Annotated in this window: 17 protein-coding genes, 1 other RNA gene and 1 pseudogene; 10 read left to right on the top strand and 9 right to left on the bottom strand. The window is 66.4% G+C overall.

Annotated elements, in window-relative coordinates; all coding sequences use genetic code 11:
- Positions 1-5 precede the first annotated feature (5 nt).
- Positions 6-3773 (top strand): AsmA family protein, encoded by a 3768-nt coding sequence (locus ACSQ3M_RS12665; protein ID WP_436150443.1) that lies wholly within the window; start codon positions 6-8, stop codon positions 3771-3773.
- Between the two features lie 99 nt (positions 3774-3872).
- Here the strand turns inward: ACSQ3M_RS12665 and ACSQ3M_RS12660 are convergent, their stop codons facing one another.
- Entirely contained in the window at positions 3873-4481 is a 609-nt protein-coding gene (locus tag ACSQ3M_RS12660) for a LysE/ArgO family amino acid transporter (RefSeq protein WP_436150442.1), read from the bottom strand.
- A gap of 93 nt (positions 4482-4574) precedes the next feature.
- Here ACSQ3M_RS12660 and ACSQ3M_RS12655 point away from each other — a divergent pair, with 93 nt between their 5' ends.
- A complete protein-coding gene (locus ACSQ3M_RS12655) occupies positions 4575-5483 on the top strand; it encodes a LysR family transcriptional regulator ArgP (RefSeq protein ID WP_436150441.1) in 909 nt (302 codons plus the stop codon).
- On the opposite strand, the gene ACSQ3M_RS12650 is transcribed toward ACSQ3M_RS12655, so the two are convergent.
- From ACSQ3M_RS12650 to ACSQ3M_RS12625, 6 genes are all read right to left on the bottom strand, one after another.
- Entirely contained in the window at positions 5467-5709 is a 243-nt protein-coding gene (locus ACSQ3M_RS12650) for a ribbon-helix-helix domain-containing protein (RefSeq protein WP_436150440.1), read from the bottom strand. The genes ACSQ3M_RS12655 and ACSQ3M_RS12650 overlap by 17 nt on opposite strands.
- Before the next feature lie 24 nt (positions 5710-5733).
- On the bottom strand, positions 5734-5937 hold the full coding sequence (locus tag ACSQ3M_RS12645; protein ID WP_436150439.1) for a DUF4169 family protein: 204 nt from the start codon (positions 5935-5937) through the stop codon (positions 5734-5736).
- Between the two features lie 7 nt (positions 5938-5944).
- Entirely contained in the window at positions 5945-7339 is a 1395-nt protein-coding gene (gene fumC / locus ACSQ3M_RS12640; protein ID WP_436150438.1) for a class II fumarate hydratase, read from the bottom strand.
- 23 nt (positions 7340-7362) lie between these two features.
- On the bottom strand, positions 7363-7986 hold the full coding sequence (locus ACSQ3M_RS12635; protein WP_436150437.1) for an SspB family protein: 624 nt from the start codon (positions 7984-7986) through the stop codon (positions 7363-7365).
- Between the two features lie 163 nt (positions 7987-8149).
- Positions 8150-8535: a transfer-messenger RNA gene (ssrA, locus tag ACSQ3M_RS12630) on the bottom strand.
- A 92-nt stretch (positions 8536-8627) separates the two neighbouring features.
- Entirely contained in the window at positions 8628-8924 is a 297-nt protein-coding gene (locus tag ACSQ3M_RS12625; protein WP_436150436.1) for a PepSY domain-containing protein, read from the bottom strand.
- A gap of 234 nt (positions 8925-9158) precedes the next feature.
- Between ACSQ3M_RS12625 and thyA the strand changes: the two genes are divergently transcribed.
- Positions 9159-10061, top strand: a complete 903-nt coding sequence (gene thyA / locus ACSQ3M_RS12620) for a thymidylate synthase (protein WP_436150435.1) — start codon at positions 9159-9161, stop codon at positions 10059-10061.
- Between the two features lie 7 nt (positions 10062-10068).
- Here the strand turns inward: thyA and ACSQ3M_RS12615 are convergent, their stop codons facing one another.
- Positions 10069-11688, bottom strand: a complete 1620-nt coding sequence (locus tag ACSQ3M_RS12615; protein ID WP_436150434.1) for a B12-binding domain-containing radical SAM protein — start codon at positions 11686-11688, stop codon at positions 10069-10071.
- A 404-nt stretch (positions 11689-12092) separates the two neighbouring features.
- Here ACSQ3M_RS12615 and ACSQ3M_RS12610 point away from each other — a divergent pair.
- Positions 12093-12271: pseudogene (locus ACSQ3M_RS12610) on the top strand (IS3 family transposase); the annotation flags it as partial.
- Positions 12272-12321: 50 nt separating this feature from the next.
- Here ACSQ3M_RS12610 and ACSQ3M_RS12605 read toward each other — a convergent pair.
- Positions 12322-13647 carry an MFS transporter gene (locus ACSQ3M_RS12605; protein ID WP_436150433.1) on the bottom strand — a complete coding sequence of 442 codons (1326 nt, stop codon included), beginning with the start codon at positions 13645-13647 and terminating at the stop codon, positions 12322-12324.
- A 184-nt stretch (positions 13648-13831) separates the two neighbouring features.
- Between ACSQ3M_RS12605 and cyoA the strand changes: the two genes are divergently transcribed.
- The 6 genes from cyoA (at position 13832) to ACSQ3M_RS12575 (ending at position 19298) form a co-directional block, all read left to right on the top strand.
- Positions 13832-14914 carry a ubiquinol oxidase subunit II gene (gene cyoA / locus ACSQ3M_RS12600; protein ID WP_436150432.1) on the top strand — a complete coding sequence of 361 codons (1083 nt, stop codon included), beginning with the start codon at positions 13832-13834 and terminating at the stop codon, positions 14912-14914.
- 25 nt (positions 14915-14939) lie between these two features.
- Positions 14940-16940 carry a cytochrome o ubiquinol oxidase subunit I gene (gene cyoB / locus ACSQ3M_RS12595; protein ID WP_436150431.1) on the top strand — a complete coding sequence of 667 codons (2001 nt, stop codon included), beginning with the start codon at positions 14940-14942 and terminating at the stop codon, positions 16938-16940.
- 9 nt (positions 16941-16949) lie between these two features.
- On the top strand, positions 16950-17579 hold the full coding sequence (gene cyoC, locus ACSQ3M_RS12590; protein WP_436150430.1) for a cytochrome o ubiquinol oxidase subunit III: 630 nt from the start codon (positions 16950-16952) through the stop codon (positions 17577-17579).
- On the top strand, positions 17576-17953 hold the full coding sequence (cyoD, locus tag ACSQ3M_RS12585; RefSeq protein WP_436150429.1) for a cytochrome o ubiquinol oxidase subunit IV: 378 nt from the start codon (positions 17576-17578) through the stop codon (positions 17951-17953). The genes cyoC and cyoD overlap by 4 nt, the downstream gene beginning before the upstream one ends.
- 11 nt (positions 17954-17964) lie before the next feature.
- The gene (locus ACSQ3M_RS12580) at positions 17965-18711 is read left to right on the top strand and encodes an SURF1 family protein (protein ID WP_436150428.1); all 747 of its coding nucleotides are present in this window, start codon (positions 17965-17967) and stop codon (positions 18709-18711) included.
- Positions 18712-18815: 104 nt separating this feature from the next.
- A complete protein-coding gene (locus tag ACSQ3M_RS12575) occupies positions 18816-19298 on the top strand; it encodes an N-acetyltransferase family protein (RefSeq protein WP_436150427.1) in 483 nt (160 codons plus the stop codon).
- Positions 19299-19325 lie beyond the last annotated feature (27 nt).

Genomic DNA, 19325 nt, shown 5'->3' with positions numbered 1-19325 from the left:
AGAGCGTGCGTGAGGCCCTGACCTTCATGGCCGGGCTGCTCGTCGCGGCGTTGCTGGCTGCGCTGGTGGGGCCGGGCTTCGTCGACTGGCGCGAGTACAGGCCCCATTTCGAGCAGCGCATCGGCGCCGCGCTCGGCGTGGAGACGCGCGTCGCCGGTGAGATCGGGCTGCGGCTGTTGCCGTCGCCGCGACTGGTGCTGGGCCAGGTGCGCCTCGGCTCCGGCGAAGCCGGGGCGAGCGGGGCAACCATCGAGACACTGACGGCCGAGCTCGCTCTGGCGCCATTGGCACGCGGCGAATTCAGGCTGGTCGAGGCCGAGGCCGACGGGCTGACGCTCAGCCTCATCGCCGACGAGACCGGCGCGATTGCCCTGCCGGTGCGACAGGGGACAGGCCTGCCGAGCGAAACGGCGATCGACCGCCTCGCGATCCGGCGGGCGGCCGTGATTTGGCGCGAACCCGGCAAGGCTGCACAGACGCTGGCGCCGATCTCGGTCGATGTCTCTGCCGTCAGCCTGCATGGACCCTGGCGGGTCGAAGGCGAGATTGCCGGCTCGTCCGTGCGCTTCGTCACCGGCGCGGTCGAGGCCGATGGGCGGTTGCGTACCAAGGTGTCGGTCACCGGCGAGCAGGCGCAGTTCGGCTTCGACGGTTCGCTGATCCTCGGGGCGACCGAGGGGCGTGTCCGGCCCGGGCTCGAAGGCGGTTTTACGATGGCGCCCGGCGGAGCCGTTAGCCTGGCGGGACGGGTGAGCGGCGACAGCCGGCGTCTCGACTTCGCCGGCCTTGCCGTCGACATCGCTGGCGGTGCCGCGCGCCTGGAAGGCGAAGGCTCGTTCAATCCGGTTGACAGCACCGGCAGCGTCCAGCTCAAGGCGCGCCGGCTCGATGCGGATGCGCTGATCGAGGCGCTTGCCCAGCGGCCGGGCTATCAGCGCGCTCTGCAGGCGCTGCCGGGACAGGTCGATTTTTCGCTCGAGCTCGATCAGATCGCCTGGCGCGGCGAGGATTTCAGCGGCTTTGCCCTGCGCGGCAAGCTCGATCGCGACGGGCTCGATGCGGGGAGCGCCACGGTCAGGATCGCCAATGCCGTCCTCGATGCGCGTGGCGCGCTCGACGGCCAGGGTTTTCACGGCACGGTCGAGGCGAAGGCGCCGGATGCGCGCCGGGCCGCTCTTGCCCTGGCGCGGCTGGGTGTCGAGGCCGGGCTGGCCGACAGCTTCGCAGCCCTGCGCAGCTTCGACGGCACGGCCGTGCTGGACTGGAGCAATGAGCAACTCGCGGTTACGCGGCTGACTGCGCGGGCGGGCTCGGGCCCGCGCCTCGAAGGCTCCGGCGCGATCACGCCAAGCCGACTTGACGCCAAGTTGACCCTGAACGGGCTCGACCTGTCGACCTTGCCGCCAGGCGACAGCCTGAATGCGCTCACCGGCCGGCGCGACCTTTCGCTTGATCTCACTCTGAATGGCCTGCGCTACCTGTCGGCCCCACCGGGTTCGGCCCGGCTCGCGCTGACCCGGCAAGGTGCCGACTGGCGCCTCAGCCGCCTGGCTGTCGACGGCTTCGGCGGCGTCAAGGTCGAAGGCGAAGGCGCGTTGCTGCCGGGCGGCGGCGAGATCGCCGGGCGGGTGCGCGCGCCGCGTTTTGCGGCGCTGACGGCGCTGGCCGGCCCCTTGCTGCCGGAAGGGCTGCGGCGCGTGCTGCCGCGGATCGAGGATGGGCTTGCCGGCATCGATACCGGCTTCAAGCTGGCACGCGCCTCGAACGGAGAAACCAGCGTCATCGCCGAGGGCTCGGCCCAGGCCGGCCGGCTCTCACTCAACGGTAAGCTCGACGCAGCCGGCCAGTGGAGCGGCGGCGATGTAAAACTTTCGCTCGACGACCGTCGCCGCGCCTTCGCCGCCCTCGGGCTGCCGCGCCCGGCGCGGGGCGGACCGGGCGAGCTTACGCTCGGCTTCGGTGCCGCCGGGCCGGTCGGCTCGCTCTCCGGGCCGGGGCTGATGCTCGTGCTCGAAGGCGCAGGCGATGCTGCGCGGCTGAGCCTCCAGGCCGACGGGCCAGGGCAGGTGTTGCCGGAGGGGCTGGCGCGGCTCGTTCCGGACGGGGTGCTCGACGCGCATGGGCGCGTCTCTTTCGGCGAGGACGCGAGGCTTGATGATCTCGTCGTCAATGCCGGCGGCAAGGCGGCGCGCGGCGCGCTGAGCTTCTCGGCCGAGCGTGGCATCGGCGGGAGGCTCGATCTGCCGTCGCTCGCCTTGCAGCCGGTGCTTGCGGTTGTGCTCGGCCAGGCCCAGCCGGTTAGCGGCAGTCAGTGGTCGCCGAGCCGCTTCCAGGGTGGGACAACCTTGGGTGAGATCAGGCTTGCCGTCGGCGCCGATCGGCTCGAGCTGACCGACAAAATTGCGCTATCCAAGGCTCGCCTCGACTTCTCCGCAGGGCTCGATGGGCTCACGCTCGACAATCTCCGCGGCAGCCATGCCGGTGGCGAGGTCAGCGGGCGGCTCACGCTGCGCCGGGAAGGTGGATTGGCGCAGGTCGCCGGCAAACTCGGCCTAGCCGGGCTCGACCTTTCTGCGCTGACCAAAGGCGCGCTCACCGGCAAGCTCTCGGGCAGCTTCGAGGCCGGCGGCTCCGGCGAGAGCCCGGCGCGCCTGATCGCGGCGCTCGGCGGCGCCGGCTCGATCAGCGTCTCTGGCGCCGGCATGGCGCGCTTCGATCCCTCAGCGATCTCCAAGGTGATCGCCGCGACGGGCGAGGATGCGTCCGAGAGCGAGACGGACCGTCTGCAGGACCGGATCGGCGCGGCTCTGGAGAAGGCGAACTGGCCGCTTGGCGACGTCACCATTCCCTTCACCCAGGCCGCCGGCGTGCTGCGTGTCTCGCCCGTCTCTGTCGAGCGTGCCGGCCTCCGGGCCGAGGCCACGGGACTGGTCGACTGGCGGGCGATGACGACCGATCTACGCCTGAATCTCCGCCCGCTCGGCGTGGCGCCGAAGGGCTGGCCGGAGCAGTTGCCGCAGGTCGGCGTCGCCTGGCGCGGGCCGCTCGAGGCGCCCAAGCGCGAGACCGATGTCGGGGCGCTTTCCAATGTGGTGGCGGCGCGGGCGCTGGCGCGCGAGATCGAACGGGTCGAGGCCTTCGAGGCGGACCAGCGCGAGCGGGCGATGAACGTCCGACGCCTGCGGGCCGAGCGCGAGCTGCGCGAGAACGAGCGCAAATTGGCTGAGTTCCTGAAGGCCGAGGAGGAGCGCCGCATCGCCGAGGAGAAGCGGACCGAGGAAGTGCGCAAGGCTGAGGAAGCTAGGCTCGCCGAAGAGGCACGCAGGGCGGAAGTAGCGCGCAAGGCTGAGGAAGCCAGGATCGCCGAGGAAGTCCGCAAGGCCGAGATCGCACGGCGTGCAGAAGAGGCGAGGCAAGTCGAGGAAGCCCGCAGGGCGGAGATCGCCCGCAGGCTGGAAGAGGCGCGTGTTGCCGAGGAGGCTCGCAAGCTCGAGGCTGCAAAACGGCTGGAGGACGCGCGCCGGGTCGAAGAGGAACGACGCCGGGCGGATGAAGACAGGCGCAGGGCCGAAGCCGACGAGCGGGCGAGGCAGGCTGCGATCCGGGCCGCGATCGAAGGACGGCCCGGGCCGATGATCCTGCAGGGAGCGCCGCCCTCCTATATTCCGGGCGATCCGTATGTCAGACCGCGCGGGGAGGCTCCGCCGCTGCCGCCGCCGCTCGACATCCAGTCGGTGCCGCGGCCGCTGTCGCGCTCGCCCCTGCAAAACTGATTCAAGCGGCTGGCATACTGATTCAAGCGCATGCGGCGCCGATTCAATTTTCTTTCATAAAGCGTTGTAATAGCGAGATTTTCTCCCGCAGTAAGTCGGTCATCTACCCCGGAGCAGCTTGAAGGCAATCGCCCACATGGTGGCGGCGACGATGCCATCGAGGATCCGCCAGGATCTCGGATTGGCGAAGAGTGGGCGCAGCCAGCGGGCGCCGTAGCCGAGCCCGAAGAAGAACAGGAACGAGGCGGTCATCGCGCCGGCGGCGAAGACCAGTTCCTGCCCGGGAAACTGGCTCGCGATGCTGCCGATCAGCAGCACCGTGTCGAGATAGACATGCGGGTTGAGCCAGGTCAGCGCGGCGCAGGTGACGAGGCTGGCCGAGAGGCTCGCGCCGCCGGCGGCGCCGACCGCGAGGGCCTCCGACGAGCGCAGGGCCGAGAGCATGCTGCGCGCGCCGTACCAGAAAAGGAAGGCAGCGCCGCCGTAGCGCAGCGCCGGTTCGAGCATCGGCAGCATCGCCGTCGCCTGCCGCAAGCCGACGACGCCGGCCAGGATCAGGACCGCGTCCGAGAGCGCGCAGGTGAGGCAGACCGCGAAGACGTGCTCATTCCGCAGGCCCTGCCGCAGCACGAAGCTGTTCTGGGCGCCGATGGCGACGATCAGGCTGAGGCCCATGGTCAGGCCGGTGACATAGACGGAGAGAGGCATGATTGGCGGTTCCGTTTCCGTCGTCCCGCCTAGGCGTGATGCGCCCGTTAGTGTAGTTAAATATCATTGCCTCGATTAAGCTAAGCTAATGCGATGCTCGACTATCCCGCCCTGCAGGCCGTGTCTCTCGTCGTCAGGACCGGTAGCTTCGAAAAAGCTGCGCAGGCGCTGAACGTCACGCCGTCGGCGGTCTCGCAGCGCGTCAAGCAGCTCGAGGAGCGGCTGGGGACGGTGCTGATCGTCAGGGGGCAACCCTGCACAGCGACGGAGCGGGGCGAATGGCTCTGCCGCCATATGGAGCAGGTCGGCATGCTCGAGGGCGAGCTGATGACGCGGCTGCCGGCGCTGGCCGAGCCGGGCCTGCCGCAGCAGCGCGTCACGCTGCGGATCGCCACCAATGCCGACAGTCTCGGAACCTGGTTCCTCGGCGCCGTCGCGGCGTTCACGAACCGCAGTCCGCATCTCCTCGACATCGCCGTCGACGACCAGGAGCATACGGCCGAGTGGCTGAGGCGAGGGCGGGTGCTCGCTGCCGTCACGGCACTGGAGAAGCCGATCCAGGGCTGCCGCGTCGTCCCGCTCGGCTCGCTTCGTTATCTCGCGACAGCCAGCCCTGAGTTCATGACATGCTATTTCGCCGAGGGGGTGACGCTCCCGGCGCTGGCGCAGGCGCCCTCGCTGGTCTTCAACCAGAAGGATCGATTGCAGAGCCAGTGGATGGAGATCGCTCTCGGCGAAAGCCCCGGCCACCCGGTGCATTGGGTGCCTTCGACCCAAGGCTTCGTCGAAGCGAGCCTGCTCGGCATCGGCTGGTGCGCCAACCCCGAACTGCTGGTGAGGGAGCATCTCGCCGCCAGGCGGCTGCGCGAGCTCATGCCCGGCACGCCGCTGGACATACCGCTGTTCTGGCAGGTCAACCGGATCGCGGCTGATCGCCTGGCGGATCTGACGCGCGCCGTGGTCGAGACGGCGCGGCGCCTGCTCGTCAATCCGCGGGGATGATCCGCGCGGCTTCTGACCGTCCGCGATAATGCGCCAATACGCGCAGACGTAGCGCCGAGGAGAGGTTGAGCTCGCCCCGGCCGGAATCGACCTCCATCACTAGGCTGGCGACGGGGCGCTTCTCGGCAGCGGCGATCTCCTTCAGCGCCTCCCAGAACGGCTCCTCGAGCGAGACGCTGGTGCGGTGGCCGGCGATGGCGAGGGAGCGCTTGCGAAGGCCGCTCATGTCTTGCCACTCATGTCCTGCCGCTCACGCCTTGTCGTCCTTGCCGTCGGGATCGTCAGTCAAGCGATGGCCTTCGAGGCGGCGCTTCGCCAGCGTCTTCTCCGCTTCGGTCAATGTGCGCTCGGTCTTGGTGCGGCCGAACTCGATCCGGTTCTGCGCAGCCTGCGCTTCGGCCGTTGCCCGGTCGCGAGCCTTGCGGGCACGGCGGAGATTGACGATCTCGGCCATGGCCACTTCAACCGGGGCTGAGCATGTCTTCGGCGACGACGGTCTTGTCGAACAGCGCCGCGTCGACGCCCGCCTTGAGCGCTTCCTCGCGCAGCGTCGTACCGTTGTGATGGGCCGCCTTGGCGATGCCAGCCGCCTTGTCGTAGCCGATCGCGGGGGCCAGCGCGGTGACCAGCATCAGCGAGCGCGAGAGCAGCTCAGTGAGGCGCTCGCGATTGGGCTCGATGCCCTCGACGCAGTTGGTGCGGAAACTCTCGGCCGCATCCGCCAGCAGCCGGGTCGATTGCAGGAAGGCTTGCGCGATCACCGGCTTGAAGACGTTGAGCTCGAAATGGCCCTGGCTGGCGGCGAAGGTGACGGTCGCCTGGTTGCCGTGCACGCGGGTCGCGACCATGGTCAGCGCTTCGGCCTGGGTCGGGTTGACCTTGCCCGGCATGATCGAGGAACCGGGCTCGTTCTCGGGCAGGCTGATCTCGCCGAGGCCCGAGCGGGGGCCTGAGCCCATCAGGCGGATGTCGTTGGCGATCTTGAACAGGTCCATGGCGAGCGCGGTCAGCGCGCCATGGCTGTAGGAGATGGCGCCGTGGCTGGCGAGCGCCTCGAACAGGTTGTCGGCGGTGCGGAAGGGCAGGCCGGTCAGTTTTGCGACCTCGGCCGAGAAGGCCTTGGCGAAATCAGGATGGGCGTTGAGGCCGGTGCCGACCGCGGTGCCGCCCTGGGCAAGCGCCAGCAGGCCGGGCAAGGTCTGCTCGATCCGGGCGATGCCGAGCTCGATCTGCGCGACATAGCCGGAGAATTCCTGGCCGAGCGTGACCGGGGTCGCGTCCTGGAGATGGGTGCGGCCGATCTTGACGAGGTCGGCATAGGCCTCGGCCTTGGCGGCGAAGGCATCCTTCAGCCGGCCGAGAGCGGGCAGAAGCTCCGTCGAGACGGCGAGGGCGGCGGCGATGTGGATCGCGGTCGGGAAGCTGTCGTTCGAGGACTGGCCCTTGTTGACGTGATCGTTGGCGTGGACCGGGCTCTTCTTGCCGAGGCCGGCGCCCAAAATCTCGTTGGCGCGGTTGGCCAGCACCTCGTTGACGTTCATGTTCGACTGGGTGCCGGAGCCGGTCTGCCAAACGACGAGCGGGAAATGCTCGTCGAACTTGCCCGACAGGGCCTCGTCGGCAGCCTGGACGATCGCCTTCTCGACCTTTGCATCGAGCAGGCCGAGCCTGGCGTTGACGGTCGCGGCGGCCTTCTTGACCATGACCAGCGCATGAACCAGCGGCAGCGGCATGCGCTCGGCCGGCCCGCCGATCTTGAAGTTCTGCAGCGAACGCTGCGTCTGCGCTGCCCAATAGCGATCGGCGGCGACATCGATCGGACCGAAGGAATCGGTCTCGCTGCGGAATCCGGTCATGGCAGGGGGCCTCTAGGCTGGTCTCAGGTCTTCTTGCGGAAGGCGTCGAGGCTGACGACCTGGGCGCCGCCTTCTTCCTCGGCCTCGGCCGCTTTCTGGTCGACGGCTGCGTCGGGCTTGCCGGCCTCATCCGTTTCGGCCGCTTTCGACCTGGCGGCGGGCAACGACTTCACCGGCGCCTTGGCGGGCAGAGCGAGTGGCGTGGCCAGCGCGACGGTGGGCTCGGAGCCGGCGCCGCGCGGCGCCTTCGCCGGTACAGGCGCCTCGCTCGCCGGGGCTTCGCCGGCGGCGTCCTGCGTCTCGAACTTCAGGCCGAACTGGACCGACGGATCGAAGAAGGTGGTGATCGCGTCATAGGGGATCAGCAGCCGCTCCGGCACGCCGGAGAAGGAGAGGCCGACCTCGAAGGCGTGATCGCTGACGTTCAGGTCCCAGAACTGGTGCTGGAGCACGATCGTCATCTCGTCCGGGTGCTTCTCGCGCAGGCGCTGCGAGAGCCGCACGCCGGGCGCGGTCGTCCGGAAGGTGATGTAGAAATGATGCTCGCCCGGGAGCCCGTCGCGGCCCGCCTCGGACAGGATCTTGCGGACGACGCCCTTGAGCGCGTCCTGCACCATCAGGTCGTAGCGGAGAATATCCTTGGTCATCGCGTCCGGATTCCGTTTCCGCTCCTCTAGATCACGCCGCGACCGGAGGGAAGCGCCCCGAAACGAAAAAACGTGACCAATTCCATTAGTTTAGAGCGCCTCTCATGCAAAAGAGGCCAGCTGCTTCCGCTGCCCGATACTGCTTCGCAGGTCCAGGCAGAAAAGTGGAGGCTTCTGTTGCCAGGCGCCTCCGAGCCCCGCCTTACGCGGCTAAACGCAAGGGCTTTGGTTTGGGAACCAGCACCGCTTACGCGGCGACAGCAACCCGAGCATTGTTGTCGTTGGCAACTATGCTTTTGGCCCGATAACGGCGGAACCATGCCGAGCAAAAGAACGACCTTTACACCCTCGTCGATCCTATTTCGCCCCCGCCGCAGCCCTGCAGCCTGACGGCTGCAAGTCCCTGCCGCTCGCGCCGCAGGGCTGTGGTGGAGGCGCCGGGTACCGCCCCCGGGTCCGAAAGGCTTATTCCGACGTCCGTTTATCGCCATAGCCGACCTTGCGGACGGCAAGCGGAATATAGGGACTGAGTGCGCGCGGGGAAAGAGAGCAGAACGCCGTCCCGGCTAATTTCTGCGGAGGCGGCGCAGAAACCACAGGGAGAGCCCCGCAGCCTGCGCCGTTTCCGAACAAAGATGCGATCAGGGCGCTGCCGCGCTGCCGATCACCGAGCCGTCATAGGCGTTGAGGTCGAGGGTCACCTCGATGCCGCCCTGGGCGCGCCCGGCGATCTCCCAGCGCCAGTCGGCGAGGGCGATCTCCTCGATATGGACGAGCCCGTGCCTGAAGGCGATGGAGCGAGCTTGCGCCTCGCTGATCCTCGGCGCGGTGGCGGCCGCCGGGCTATGGGGTTTGCTCTCGGCCCAGGCCGAAGCCGAAGCCTGCCCTGCCAGGCCCACTGCCAGGAGCAGTGCGGCCAGCATGGATAGTCTGGTCATGATACGGTCCTCATCAGCCGGGCTTTTGATGGAGCATCGGATCGTTCCGGAAACCGGAAGCCGCCTTCGTCCGATGCTCCAAGCGCAAGCCCGAAGCGCCCCTTCTGTTCATCAGGCATTCAGATTGGGGCGGCCCTGCGGCATTGCAATATCCCGGTCGTTCACGATCCCTGTCATTATCGTGAGAGCTGTGGGAGAAGCTGCGCCGACAGAGCCGGAATCGTGGAGGCGGAAGTGGTCCGCAGGCATCCAGAGCAGCAATATCTCGACCTCGTCGACGAGGTTCTGAGCCGCGGTGACGAGAGAATCGACCGGACCGGCGTCGGCACGCGCTCGATCTTCGGCGCCATGGCTCGCTTCGATCTTTCGGACGGCACGGCGCCGATCCTCACCACCAAGCGCGTCTTCTGGAAGATCGCGGTGAAGGAGATGCTGTGGTTCCTGACCGGTCAGACCAACATCCAGCCGCTGGTCCGCGAGAACGTGCGGATCTGGACTGATTGGCCGCTTGCGACCTATCGCCGCGAGACCGGCGAGGACATCTCGCAGACGGAGTTCGAGCGGCGCATCGCCGAGGATGACGGTTTCGCGGCGCGCTGGGGCGATCTCGGTCCGGTCTATGGCAAGCAATGGCGGCGCTGGCTCGGCGCCGACGGGCGCGAGCACGATCAGATCACCGATCTGATCAGGACGCTGCGCAACAACCCGACCAGCCGGCGTATGCTCTTCCACGCCTGGAACGTGCCGGAGCTGAGCGCCATGGCGCTGCCGCCGTGCCATATGGTCTACCAGTATCACGTGACGAGCGACGGGCGCCTCAACTCGCTGTGCTACCAGCGTTCGGCCGACCTGCTGCTCGGCGTCCCCTTCAACTGGGTCGGGGCGACCGCGCTGCAACTGATGATCGCGCAGCAGGCCGGCTTGCAGCCTGGCGACCTCGTCTGGTTCGGCGGCGACGTTCACCTCTACCTCAACCATCTCGAACAGGCGCAGGGGCAGCTCGAACGGGAGCCGCGCCCGTTCCCGACGATGCGCTTGATCCGCCAGGCTGCCAGCATCGACGACTACCGGATCGAGGACTTCGAGGTGGAAGGCTATTCGCCCCACGCCGCGATCAAGGCCGACGTCGCGGTCTGAGTTCAACCTACGCTACGGCGCTCTGTATCGACCTCGCCGCCGAATGCGCTGCGGGCTGAGCATCGGCCAAGCTGTCGATCTGCCCCTGCACCTGAGCGACGACATGCCGGGAGAACGGGCCCAGATGGAGGTAGAGCGCGACCATCATCATCACATAAGGCAGCGCTCGACGATTATTCGTGAGGCAGTCGATCACGGTCCGCCAGAATTCGCGCCGCACCTCTCCCTCCGCCATCGTCATCCGCCAGAGCAGGCGCCAGGACGATTTCAGCTCCTGCCACTCCATCGACTTCGGCAATTCGAGGCGACGGTTGCTGCAATCGAGCATCCGGCCGACCCGCCGAACGCGACCGAAGAATGCGGCCGGCGCGTAGACCGCTTCCAGAACGGCTTTGTAATCTGAAAGGATATCGCGGCGCGGGCGGTTGGTCGCGAAGTTGAGCCCGGCGGTACATTGGTCGCCCAGCCCTTGCGCTTGGTGGGCATCATCGGGCAAGCCGAGGCGGCCTTCGCGGTCGAGGCGCCGGGTCAACTGGGTATTGGGCAGGGCATAGAGCAGGCCGACCATGCAGACGGGGATCGCCGTAGCCTCGATGCAATCGATCATGCCATCTGCGACGCTGCCCTTCTCGCTGTCGAAGCCGAGAATGAAACCGGCATTCACGAACAGCCCGGCGCGATAGATCTTGTGAACGCTCTCCTGCAGGCTGCGCCGGGTGTTCTGCTTCTTCTGCATCGATACGAGCGTGTCGGTATCCGGACTCTCGATGCCGACGAAGATCGTAAAGAAATTGGCCTCGCTCATGGCCTGCATCAGGGCGGTATCATCGGCGAGATTGATCGACGCCTCGGTGGAGAATTCGAACGGAAAGTTCTTTTCGTTGATCCAGCCCGTGAGCGCGGGCAAAAACTGCTTGAGCGCCTTTTTGTTGCCGATGAGGTTGTCGTCGACGAAATCGACATGGCCGCGATATCCGAGCGCGTACAGCGTATCCAGTTCCGTCAGGATCTGCGCGTTGGTCTTGGTGCGCGGCACACGGCCATACAGTTCGATGATGTCGCAGAACTCGCAGTTGAATGGGCAGCCGCGAGAAAACTGCACGCCGATATGCAGGTAATGGTCGAATTTCAGGAGGTCAAAACGGGGTGTCGGGCTCCTGGTGACGTCGGTCTTGCCCATCTCGGAGCGGAAGGAGCCACTTCTGGTGCCGGCCGCCCAGGCTTCGACGAAAGCGCCCAGAATCTCCTCGGCTTCGCCCAGTACCAGGAAGTCCGCAGCCTTGTAGATATCGGGTGTGGAGGTGGCGTCAGGACCACCGACCACCACAGGTTTGCCCCGAGAGCGGCATTGCGCGATGACCGCAAGCGTTCCGTCCTGCTGCGGCAGCATGCCTCCCGTCATGACAAGATCGGCCCATGCGAAATCCCGCTCGTCGAGCTCTTCTGCGTTCAGATCGACGAGGCGGATCTCCCAGGTAGCGGGAAGCAGCGCTGCAACGGTGATCAAGCCGAGCGGCGCGGCCGGATGCCGTGCGCCGGCCAGTTCGCAGGTCGCCTTGTAGTTCCAGAAAGACAACGGATTGAAGCGCGGATAGATCATCAGCACCCGGCAGCCATCGGCAGACATGTCGTTTCCTTTCGCGCCCGCGGCCGTGTGTGCGGCCGGCGGGACTTCAGGACGGGCTCTTCGACCCGCCGGGACGCCGATCCAGCCAAGCTTTGACATAGCCCCCTCGGCCGTCGCCGTGCTGAGGGGTCTCCGGCAAGCGTGAGGCCAGTTCGCGCCGGGCGGACCGCAAGGACCATGCCGGTGCAAGTTCAGGGGTGCGATTGCTGCCGACCGCGTGCAGCGCGTCGGTTTCGCAGAACGGATGCGCCTGGCGAGCCTCCAAAAACCCGACATAGCTCCAAATCATGGAGCAGGGACGGGCCGTCCGCCGAGGTGGTTTTCGTCCTGAAAAGTGGTTCTTCCTGAAGTGGACTTTGGCGCCCTGGAGGCTGTCGGATCCTGGGGTTGGTCGAGGAGCGAGCTCACTTGAGTACCCGGCGATCCGCATCGATAGGAGGCCCTGGTCGACCGTCGTCGTCGACCTCCTGTCGGACGTGGTCATTCTGCGCGGCGTGCCCAACAGGTTCGTTCAGACAACTGTCGCAAATTCGTCGCCAAGGCCGTGCGGGACTGGATCATTGCGGTCGGAGCCAGGACGGCAGCCGCCGCCCGGAATGATGTCACCGAGTTGGCGGTCGGTATCGCTATGGCTCACTCGTAGCGGGCTTCCGACCGCCGATCGATCGCCAGTGCCGCGAGCGTGCAGAGTGCGCCGGAGAGCAGGTAGATGCCGACCCAGGCGAGGCCGAACGTGCTCGACACCGTCAGCGCCACCAGCGGGGCGAAGCCCGCGCCGAGCAGCCAGGCAAGGTCGGAGGTCAGCGCCGCGCCGGTATAGCGGTATTGCGTGCCAAAGCTGCTCGCGACCGCGCCGGCTGTTTGGCCGTAGGACAGGCCGAGCAGCCCGAAGCCGATGATCACGTAGATCGTCTGCCCGGCCAGGCTGTCGCCGAAAAGCAGCGGGGCGACGACGCTCGACAGGCTGAAGAGCGCGATCATTCCGCCGGAGAGCAGCAGCGTGTTGCGGCGCCCGATCTGGTCGGCGACCAGGCCGGAGGTGACGATCGCACCGGCGCCGACCACGCCGCCGGCGGCCTGCACCAGCAGGAACTCCGCGACCGAGCGATCGGTGAAGAGATTGATCCAGCTGACCGGGAAGATTGTGACGAGGTGGAAGAGCGCGAAGCTCGCCAGCGGCACGAAGGCGCCGAGCACGATCGTGCGGCCATGGGCGCGGATCAGCTCCGATACCGGCATCGGCACCAGCTCGCGCGTTTCCATCAGCTCTGCGAATTCGTGGGTCGCGACCATGCGCAGACGGGCGAACAGGGCGACGACGTTGATCGTCAGCGCGACGAAGAAGGGATAGCGCCAGCCCCAGCCGAGGAAATCCTCTTTCGAGAGCGCGCCCTCGAAATAGGCGAAGAGTCCGGCGGCGAGGATGAAGCCGAAGGGGGCGCCGAGCTGCGGCAGCATGGTGTACCAGCCGCGCCGGTTGGCGGGGGCGTTCAGCGCCAGCAGCGAGGACAGGCCGTCCCAGGCGCCGCCGAGCGCGATGCCCTGCAGCAGGCGGAAAGCGGCGAGGATGACGCAGGACCAGATGCCGATCGTCTGGTAGCCCGGCAGGAAGGCGATGGCCGCGGTCGAGCCGCCAAGCAGGAAGAGCGCGATGGTGAGCTTGGTCGCCCGGCCATAGTGGCGGTCGATTGAGAAGAACAGGACCGAGCCGATTGGGCGCGTCACGAAGGCCAGCGCGAAGATGCCGAAGCTGTAGAGCGTACCGGTGAGTCGGTCGACGAACGGGAAGACCAGCTCGGGGAAGACCAGCACGCAGCCGAGGCCGAAGACGAAGAAGTCGAAATATTCCGACGTCCGCCCGATGATGACGCCGAGCGCGATGTCGGCGGGGCTGACATGGTCGCGCCCGTGCTCGTCCGTCAGATGCCCCGATGAATGGCTCGCCGCGTCAGCGCTCATGACCGCGAATTCCTAAGCTGGCGGGCGCGCCGGAGAACCGGGCTTGCCCGCACCTCGTGCAAATGGATACGGTGGATAGAAGCGACCCGTCAAACTGCCGCAATGAGACAGATTGTCTTATGTGCGGTGCGAAAGAATGGACATAGACAACGGCTGTTCCCCCGATAGGGAGGTCTTAAGTCTCTTGCGGATCTTTCGACTTTTAACGGCTCTGCCGATCCTCGCCCTGCTCGGCGGGTGCCAGATGGTGCTGCTCTCGCCATCGGGCGATGTTGCGCTGCAGCAACGCAACCTGATGCTCGCCTCCGTCGCGCTGATGCTGCTCGTCATCATCCCGGTGATGGCGCTGACGATCTTCTTCGCCTGGCGCTTCCGCGCCTCGGCCAAGGCGACCTATCATCCGGAGTGGAACCATTCGCTGCCGCTCGAGGTGGTGATCTGGTCGGTGCCGCTGCTGATCATCGTCGTCCTGGGCGCCATGACCTGGATGGGCACGCATCTGCTCGATCCGTACCGGAAGCTCGGACGGATCAGCGCAGCCAAGCCGGCCGTCACGGCCAAGGCGGGCGAGCCCAATCCGCTGAAGCAGCCGATGGTGATCCAGGTGGTGGCGCTCGACTGGAAGTGGCTCTTCCTCTACCCGGCGCAGGGCATTGCCTCGCTCAACGAGGTGGTGGCGCCGGTCGACCAGCCGATCGAGTTCCGCATCACCGCCTCCTCGGTGATGAACTCGCTCTTCATCCCGGCGCTCGCCGGCCAGATCTACGCCATGCCCGGCATGCAGACGAAGCTCAACGCGGTGATCAACCACCCCGGCGACTTCGAGGGCTTCTCCGCCAATTACAGCGGCGCCGGCTTCTCCGACATGCGCTTCCGCTTCCGCGGGGTCGACGACAAGGCCTTCGGCGAGTGGGTTCAGGGCGCGATCCGCGGTGGCAACACGCTCGGGCGCGACGAATATCTCGTGCTGGAGCGGCCGAGCGAGCGCGAGCCGGTCCGCTATTTCCGCGACATTCCGTCAGATCTCTTCACCGCCATCCTCAACATGTGCGTCGACCGCACCAAGATGTGCATGCGCGACATGATGGCGATGGACGCCAAGGGCGGCGGCGGCAAGGAGGGCATTCATACGGTGGTCGCGCTCGAATACGACAAGAGCGTGCGCCGGGGTGGCCAGCCGCTGCCACCGCGTCCGTTCGTGACGGCGATCTGCACGCCGACCGATGTCTATGGCGCTGCGGGCATGTCCGCCCGCGCCGTCAATTGAGCCGCATCCGCGAGCCGAGGGAAGCATGACCTCCTATCCCGACTGGTGGAAGCTCATCTTCGGACGCTTCACCTTAGAGGCGATCCCCTATCACGAGCCGATTCTGATCGCGACCTTCGCGGCCGTCGTGCTCGGCGGGCTCGCGCTCGTCGCGCTGATCACCCGGTTCAAGCTCTGGGGCTATCTCTGGCACGAGTGGTTCACCAGCGTGGACCACAAGAAGATCGGGATCATGTACATGATCCTCGGCGTCATCATGCTGCTGCGCGGCTTTGCCGATGCGCTGATGATGCGCGGCCAGCAGGCGATCGCCTTCGCCGGCAATGAGGGCTATCTGCCGCCGCACCATTATGACCAGATCTTCACCGCCCATGGCGTGATCATGATCTTCTTCGTGGCGATGCCGTTCGTCACGGGACTGATGAACTATGTCGTGCCGCTGCAGATCGGCGCGCGCGACGTTGCCTTCCCCTTCCTCAACAATTTCAGCTTCTGGATGACGGTCGGCGGCGCCGTGCTGGTGATGGCCTCGCTCTTCATCGGCGAGTTCGCCAAGGTCGGTTGGCTCGCCTATCCACCGCTGTCGGGAGCCGCCTACTCGCCCGGGGTGGGCATGGATTACTACCTCTGGGCGCTGCAGATCGCAGGCATCGGCACGACGCTATCCGGCGTCAACCTGATCGCGACCATCGTCAAGATGCGCGCGCCCGGCATGGACCTGATGAAGATGCCGGTCTTCACCTGGACGGCGCTGTGCACCAACGTGCTGATCGTCGCGACCTTCCCGATCCTGGCGGCGACGCTCGCGCTTTTGACACTCGACCGCTATGTCGGCACCAACTTCTTCACGAACGATCTCGGCGGCAACCCGATGATGTACGTGAACCTGATCTGGATCTGGGGCCACCCGGAGGTCTACATCCTGATCCTGCCGATCTTCGGCGTCTATTCTGAAGTTGCCTCGACCTTCTGCGGCAAGCGCCTCTTCGGCTACGCCTCGATGGTCTATGCGACGGTGGTCATCACCATCCTGTCCTACCTGGTCTGGCTGCACCACTTCTTCACGATGGGCTCGGGTGCCAGCGTGAACTCCTTCTTCGGCATCACGACGATGATCATCTCGATCCCGACTGGCGCGAAGATATTCAACTGGCTGTTCACGATGTATCGCGGCCGCATCCGCTTCGAACTGCCGATGATGTGGCTCCTCGCCTTCATGATCACCTTCGTCATTGGCGGCATGACCGGCGTCATGCTCGCGGTGCCGCCGGCCGATTTCGTGCTGCACAACAGCCTGTTCCTGATCGCCCATTTCCACAACGTCATCATCGGCGGCGTGGTCTTCGGCGTCTTCGCCGGCATCGCCTACTGGTTCCCCAAGGCCTTCGGCTTCAAGCTCGATCCGTTCTGGGGCCATCTCTCCTTCTGGTTCTGGGTTGTCGGCTTCTACGTCGCCTTCATGCCGCTCTACATCCTCGGGCTGATGGGCGTGACGCGGCGCCTCAGCCGCTTCGAGGATCCGTCGCTGCAGATCTGGTTCGTGGTCGCGGCGGTCGGCGCGGTGCTGATCGCGCTCGGCATCCTGTGCTTCCTGATTCAGATCGGCGTCAGCATCCTGCGCCGCGAGCAATTGCGCGACACGACCGGCGATCCCTGGGATGGGCGCACGCTGGAATGGTCAACCTCCTCGCCGCCGCCGGCCTACAACTTCGCCTTCACGCCTATCGCACACGACCTCGATGCGTGGGCCGACATGAAGAGGCGCGGTTACCAGCGCCCGCTCACGGGCTACCGGCCGATCCATATGCCCAGGAACACCGGAGCCGGTCTGATCATCGCAGGGCTCGCGACGATCTGCGGCTTCGCGTTGATCTGGTACATCTGGTGGCTGGCGGCGCTCTCCTTCGTCAGCGTGCTCGCAGCTGTGATCATCCACACCTTCAACTACGACCGTGACTTCCATATCCCGACCGACGAGGTCGTGCAGGCGGAAGAAGCGCGCACGCAACTGCTCGGTCGGGCCTGAGGGGCGATGATGGCTAAGGCGACAGCGCAGACAGCGAACGGCGTTCCGGCGTTCTACGTCACGGAAGAGGAGCACGCGCACCCCGGCGGCTCGACGATGCTCGGCTTCTGGCTCTACCTGATGAGCGACTGCCTGGTCTTCGCAGTCCTCTTTGCGACCTATGGCGTGCTCGGGCGCAACTATGCGGCGGGGCCGTCCGGCGCCGATCTGTTCGACCTGAAGCTCGTGGCGGTCAACACCGCGATGCTGCTCTTCTCCTCGATCACCTATGGCTTTGCCATGCTGGCGATGGACAAGGGCCGCCAGGCGGCGGTGCAGGGCTGGCTCGTGGTCACCGCGCTCTTCGGCCTCGCCTTCCTTGGGATCGAGCTCTACGAGTTCGCGCATCTGATCCATGAAGGCGCGACGCCGATGCGTAGCGCCTTCCTGTCGTCCTTCTTCACCCTGGTCGGCACGCACGGGCTGCACGTCACCTTCGGCCTGATCTGGCTCGCGATCCTGATGACGCAGGTCGCCAAGCACGGGCTGATCGAGGCCAACCGGCGCCGGCTCATGTGCCTCTCCATGTTCTGGCACTTCCTCGACGTCGTCTGGATCGGCGTCTTCACCTTCGTCTACCTGATGGGCGTGCTGAAATGAGCCAGAACCACGCCGAGGCCCAAGATGGCCATCATGACGGGCACGACTCCCATGGCGCGGCGCATGGCAGCCTGCGCGGCTACGTCACCGGCTTCCTGCTCTCCGTCGTCCTGACCGCGATCCCGTTCTGGCTCGTCATGAACGGCGTGCTGGCGAATTCGACGCTGACGGCGATCGTAATCATGCTCTTCGCCGCCGCGCAGATCGTCGTCCACATGGTCTATTTCCTGCACATGAACGGCCGTTCTGAAGGCGGCTGGACGATGATGGCGCTGATCTTCACGATCATCATCGTGGCGATCGCGCTCACGGGCTCGCTGTGGGTGATGTTCCACCTCAACGCCAACATGATGCCCGACCTGCACAAGATGTGAGGCAAGGCGCTATGTCGCCTGGCGCGGAGAAGCGGCGACACGGGGCTGGCGCACGGGTCATCTTCATCGCCGGGCTCTGCCTGGTCACCCTGGTCTTCGCCGGCCTCGGCATCTGGCAGGTCCAGAGGCGGAGCTGGAAGCTCGACCTGATCGCCCGCGTCGAGCAACGCCTCACAGCCCCGCCGGTCGCTGCACCAGGGCCGGCGCAATGGGCCGGGATCACCGTCGCAGCGGACGAATATCGCCGCGTCGCCCTGCAAGGGCGCTATCTGGAGGTGCCGGAGACGCTGACGATGGCGGTGACGGAGCGTGGCCCCGGTTTCTGGGTGCTGGCGCCGTTCCAGGCGGATGCCGGCTTCACCGTCATCGTCAATCGCGGCTTCGTGCCAGAAGGCAGGCGCGCGCCTGACGAACGACGCAAGGTCGCTGGCGGAGAGGCGAGGGTGGTCGGGCTGCTCAGGCTGAGCGAGCCCGACGGTGGCTTCCTGCGTGCCAACGATCCCGCCGCGGGCCGCTGGTATTCGCGTGATGTGGCAGCGATCGCGCAGGCGCGGGGGCTCGGCCAGGTCGCACCCTATTTCGTCGATGCCGATGCGGCCACGGAGCCCGGACCGCTGCCGCAGGGCGGCATGACCCAGGTCAGCTTCCGCAACACGCATCTGGTCTACGCGCTGACCTGGCTCTGCCTCGCGCTGATGAGCGCCGGGGCGGCGGGCTATCTGATCAGGGGCACACCGGAGGAGCCGCTTGAGAGCTGATGAGGATGCGCGAGCCCATATGTGCGAGCTCCGGTCATGATGTATGCGTGCTGCGTTGTTCGCGCCGATTCCATCGACCACGCCGCTATATTCGGAGATGCCGTATGACGCTGACGATCCGCCCCGTGCGCCCCGATGAGGCCGGGCTCGTGCTCAGCTTTGTGCGCGAGCTCGCCGAGTACGAGAAGCTGCTGCATGAGGTCGAGGCGACCGAAGCCCACATGGCTGACGCCCTGTTCGGGCCGGAGCCGAAGGTGTTCTGCGACATTGCCGAATGGGACGGCGCCCCGGCCGGTGTCGCGATCTGGTTCTACACCTATTCGACCTTCACCGGCCGCCACGGCATCTGGCTCGAGGACCTCTATGTCCGGCCGGAGCATCGCGGCCGCGGCATCGGCAAGGGGCTGATGGTGCGCCTCGCCAAGCGCTGCGTCGATGAAGGTCTGTCGCGCTTCGCCTGGTGGGTGCTGAACTGGAACGAGCCCTCGCGGGTGTTCTATCGCTCGATCGGCGCGGTGGCGCAGGACGAGTGGACCGTGAAGCGACTTGATGGCGAGGCGCTGCGCAAGCTCGCTGCCGGGAGCTGAATCGGTTAGGTTGACATAGGTCGGCCG

Source organism: Allobosea sp. LjRoot90 (genome assembly GCF_964254315.1).
In the GTDB taxonomy this organism is placed as follows: domain Bacteria; phylum Pseudomonadota; class Alphaproteobacteria; order Rhizobiales; family Beijerinckiaceae; genus Allobosea.
Note: the sequence above shows the minus strand (reverse complement) of the source record. Positions and strands in the feature narration are given on the sequence as shown.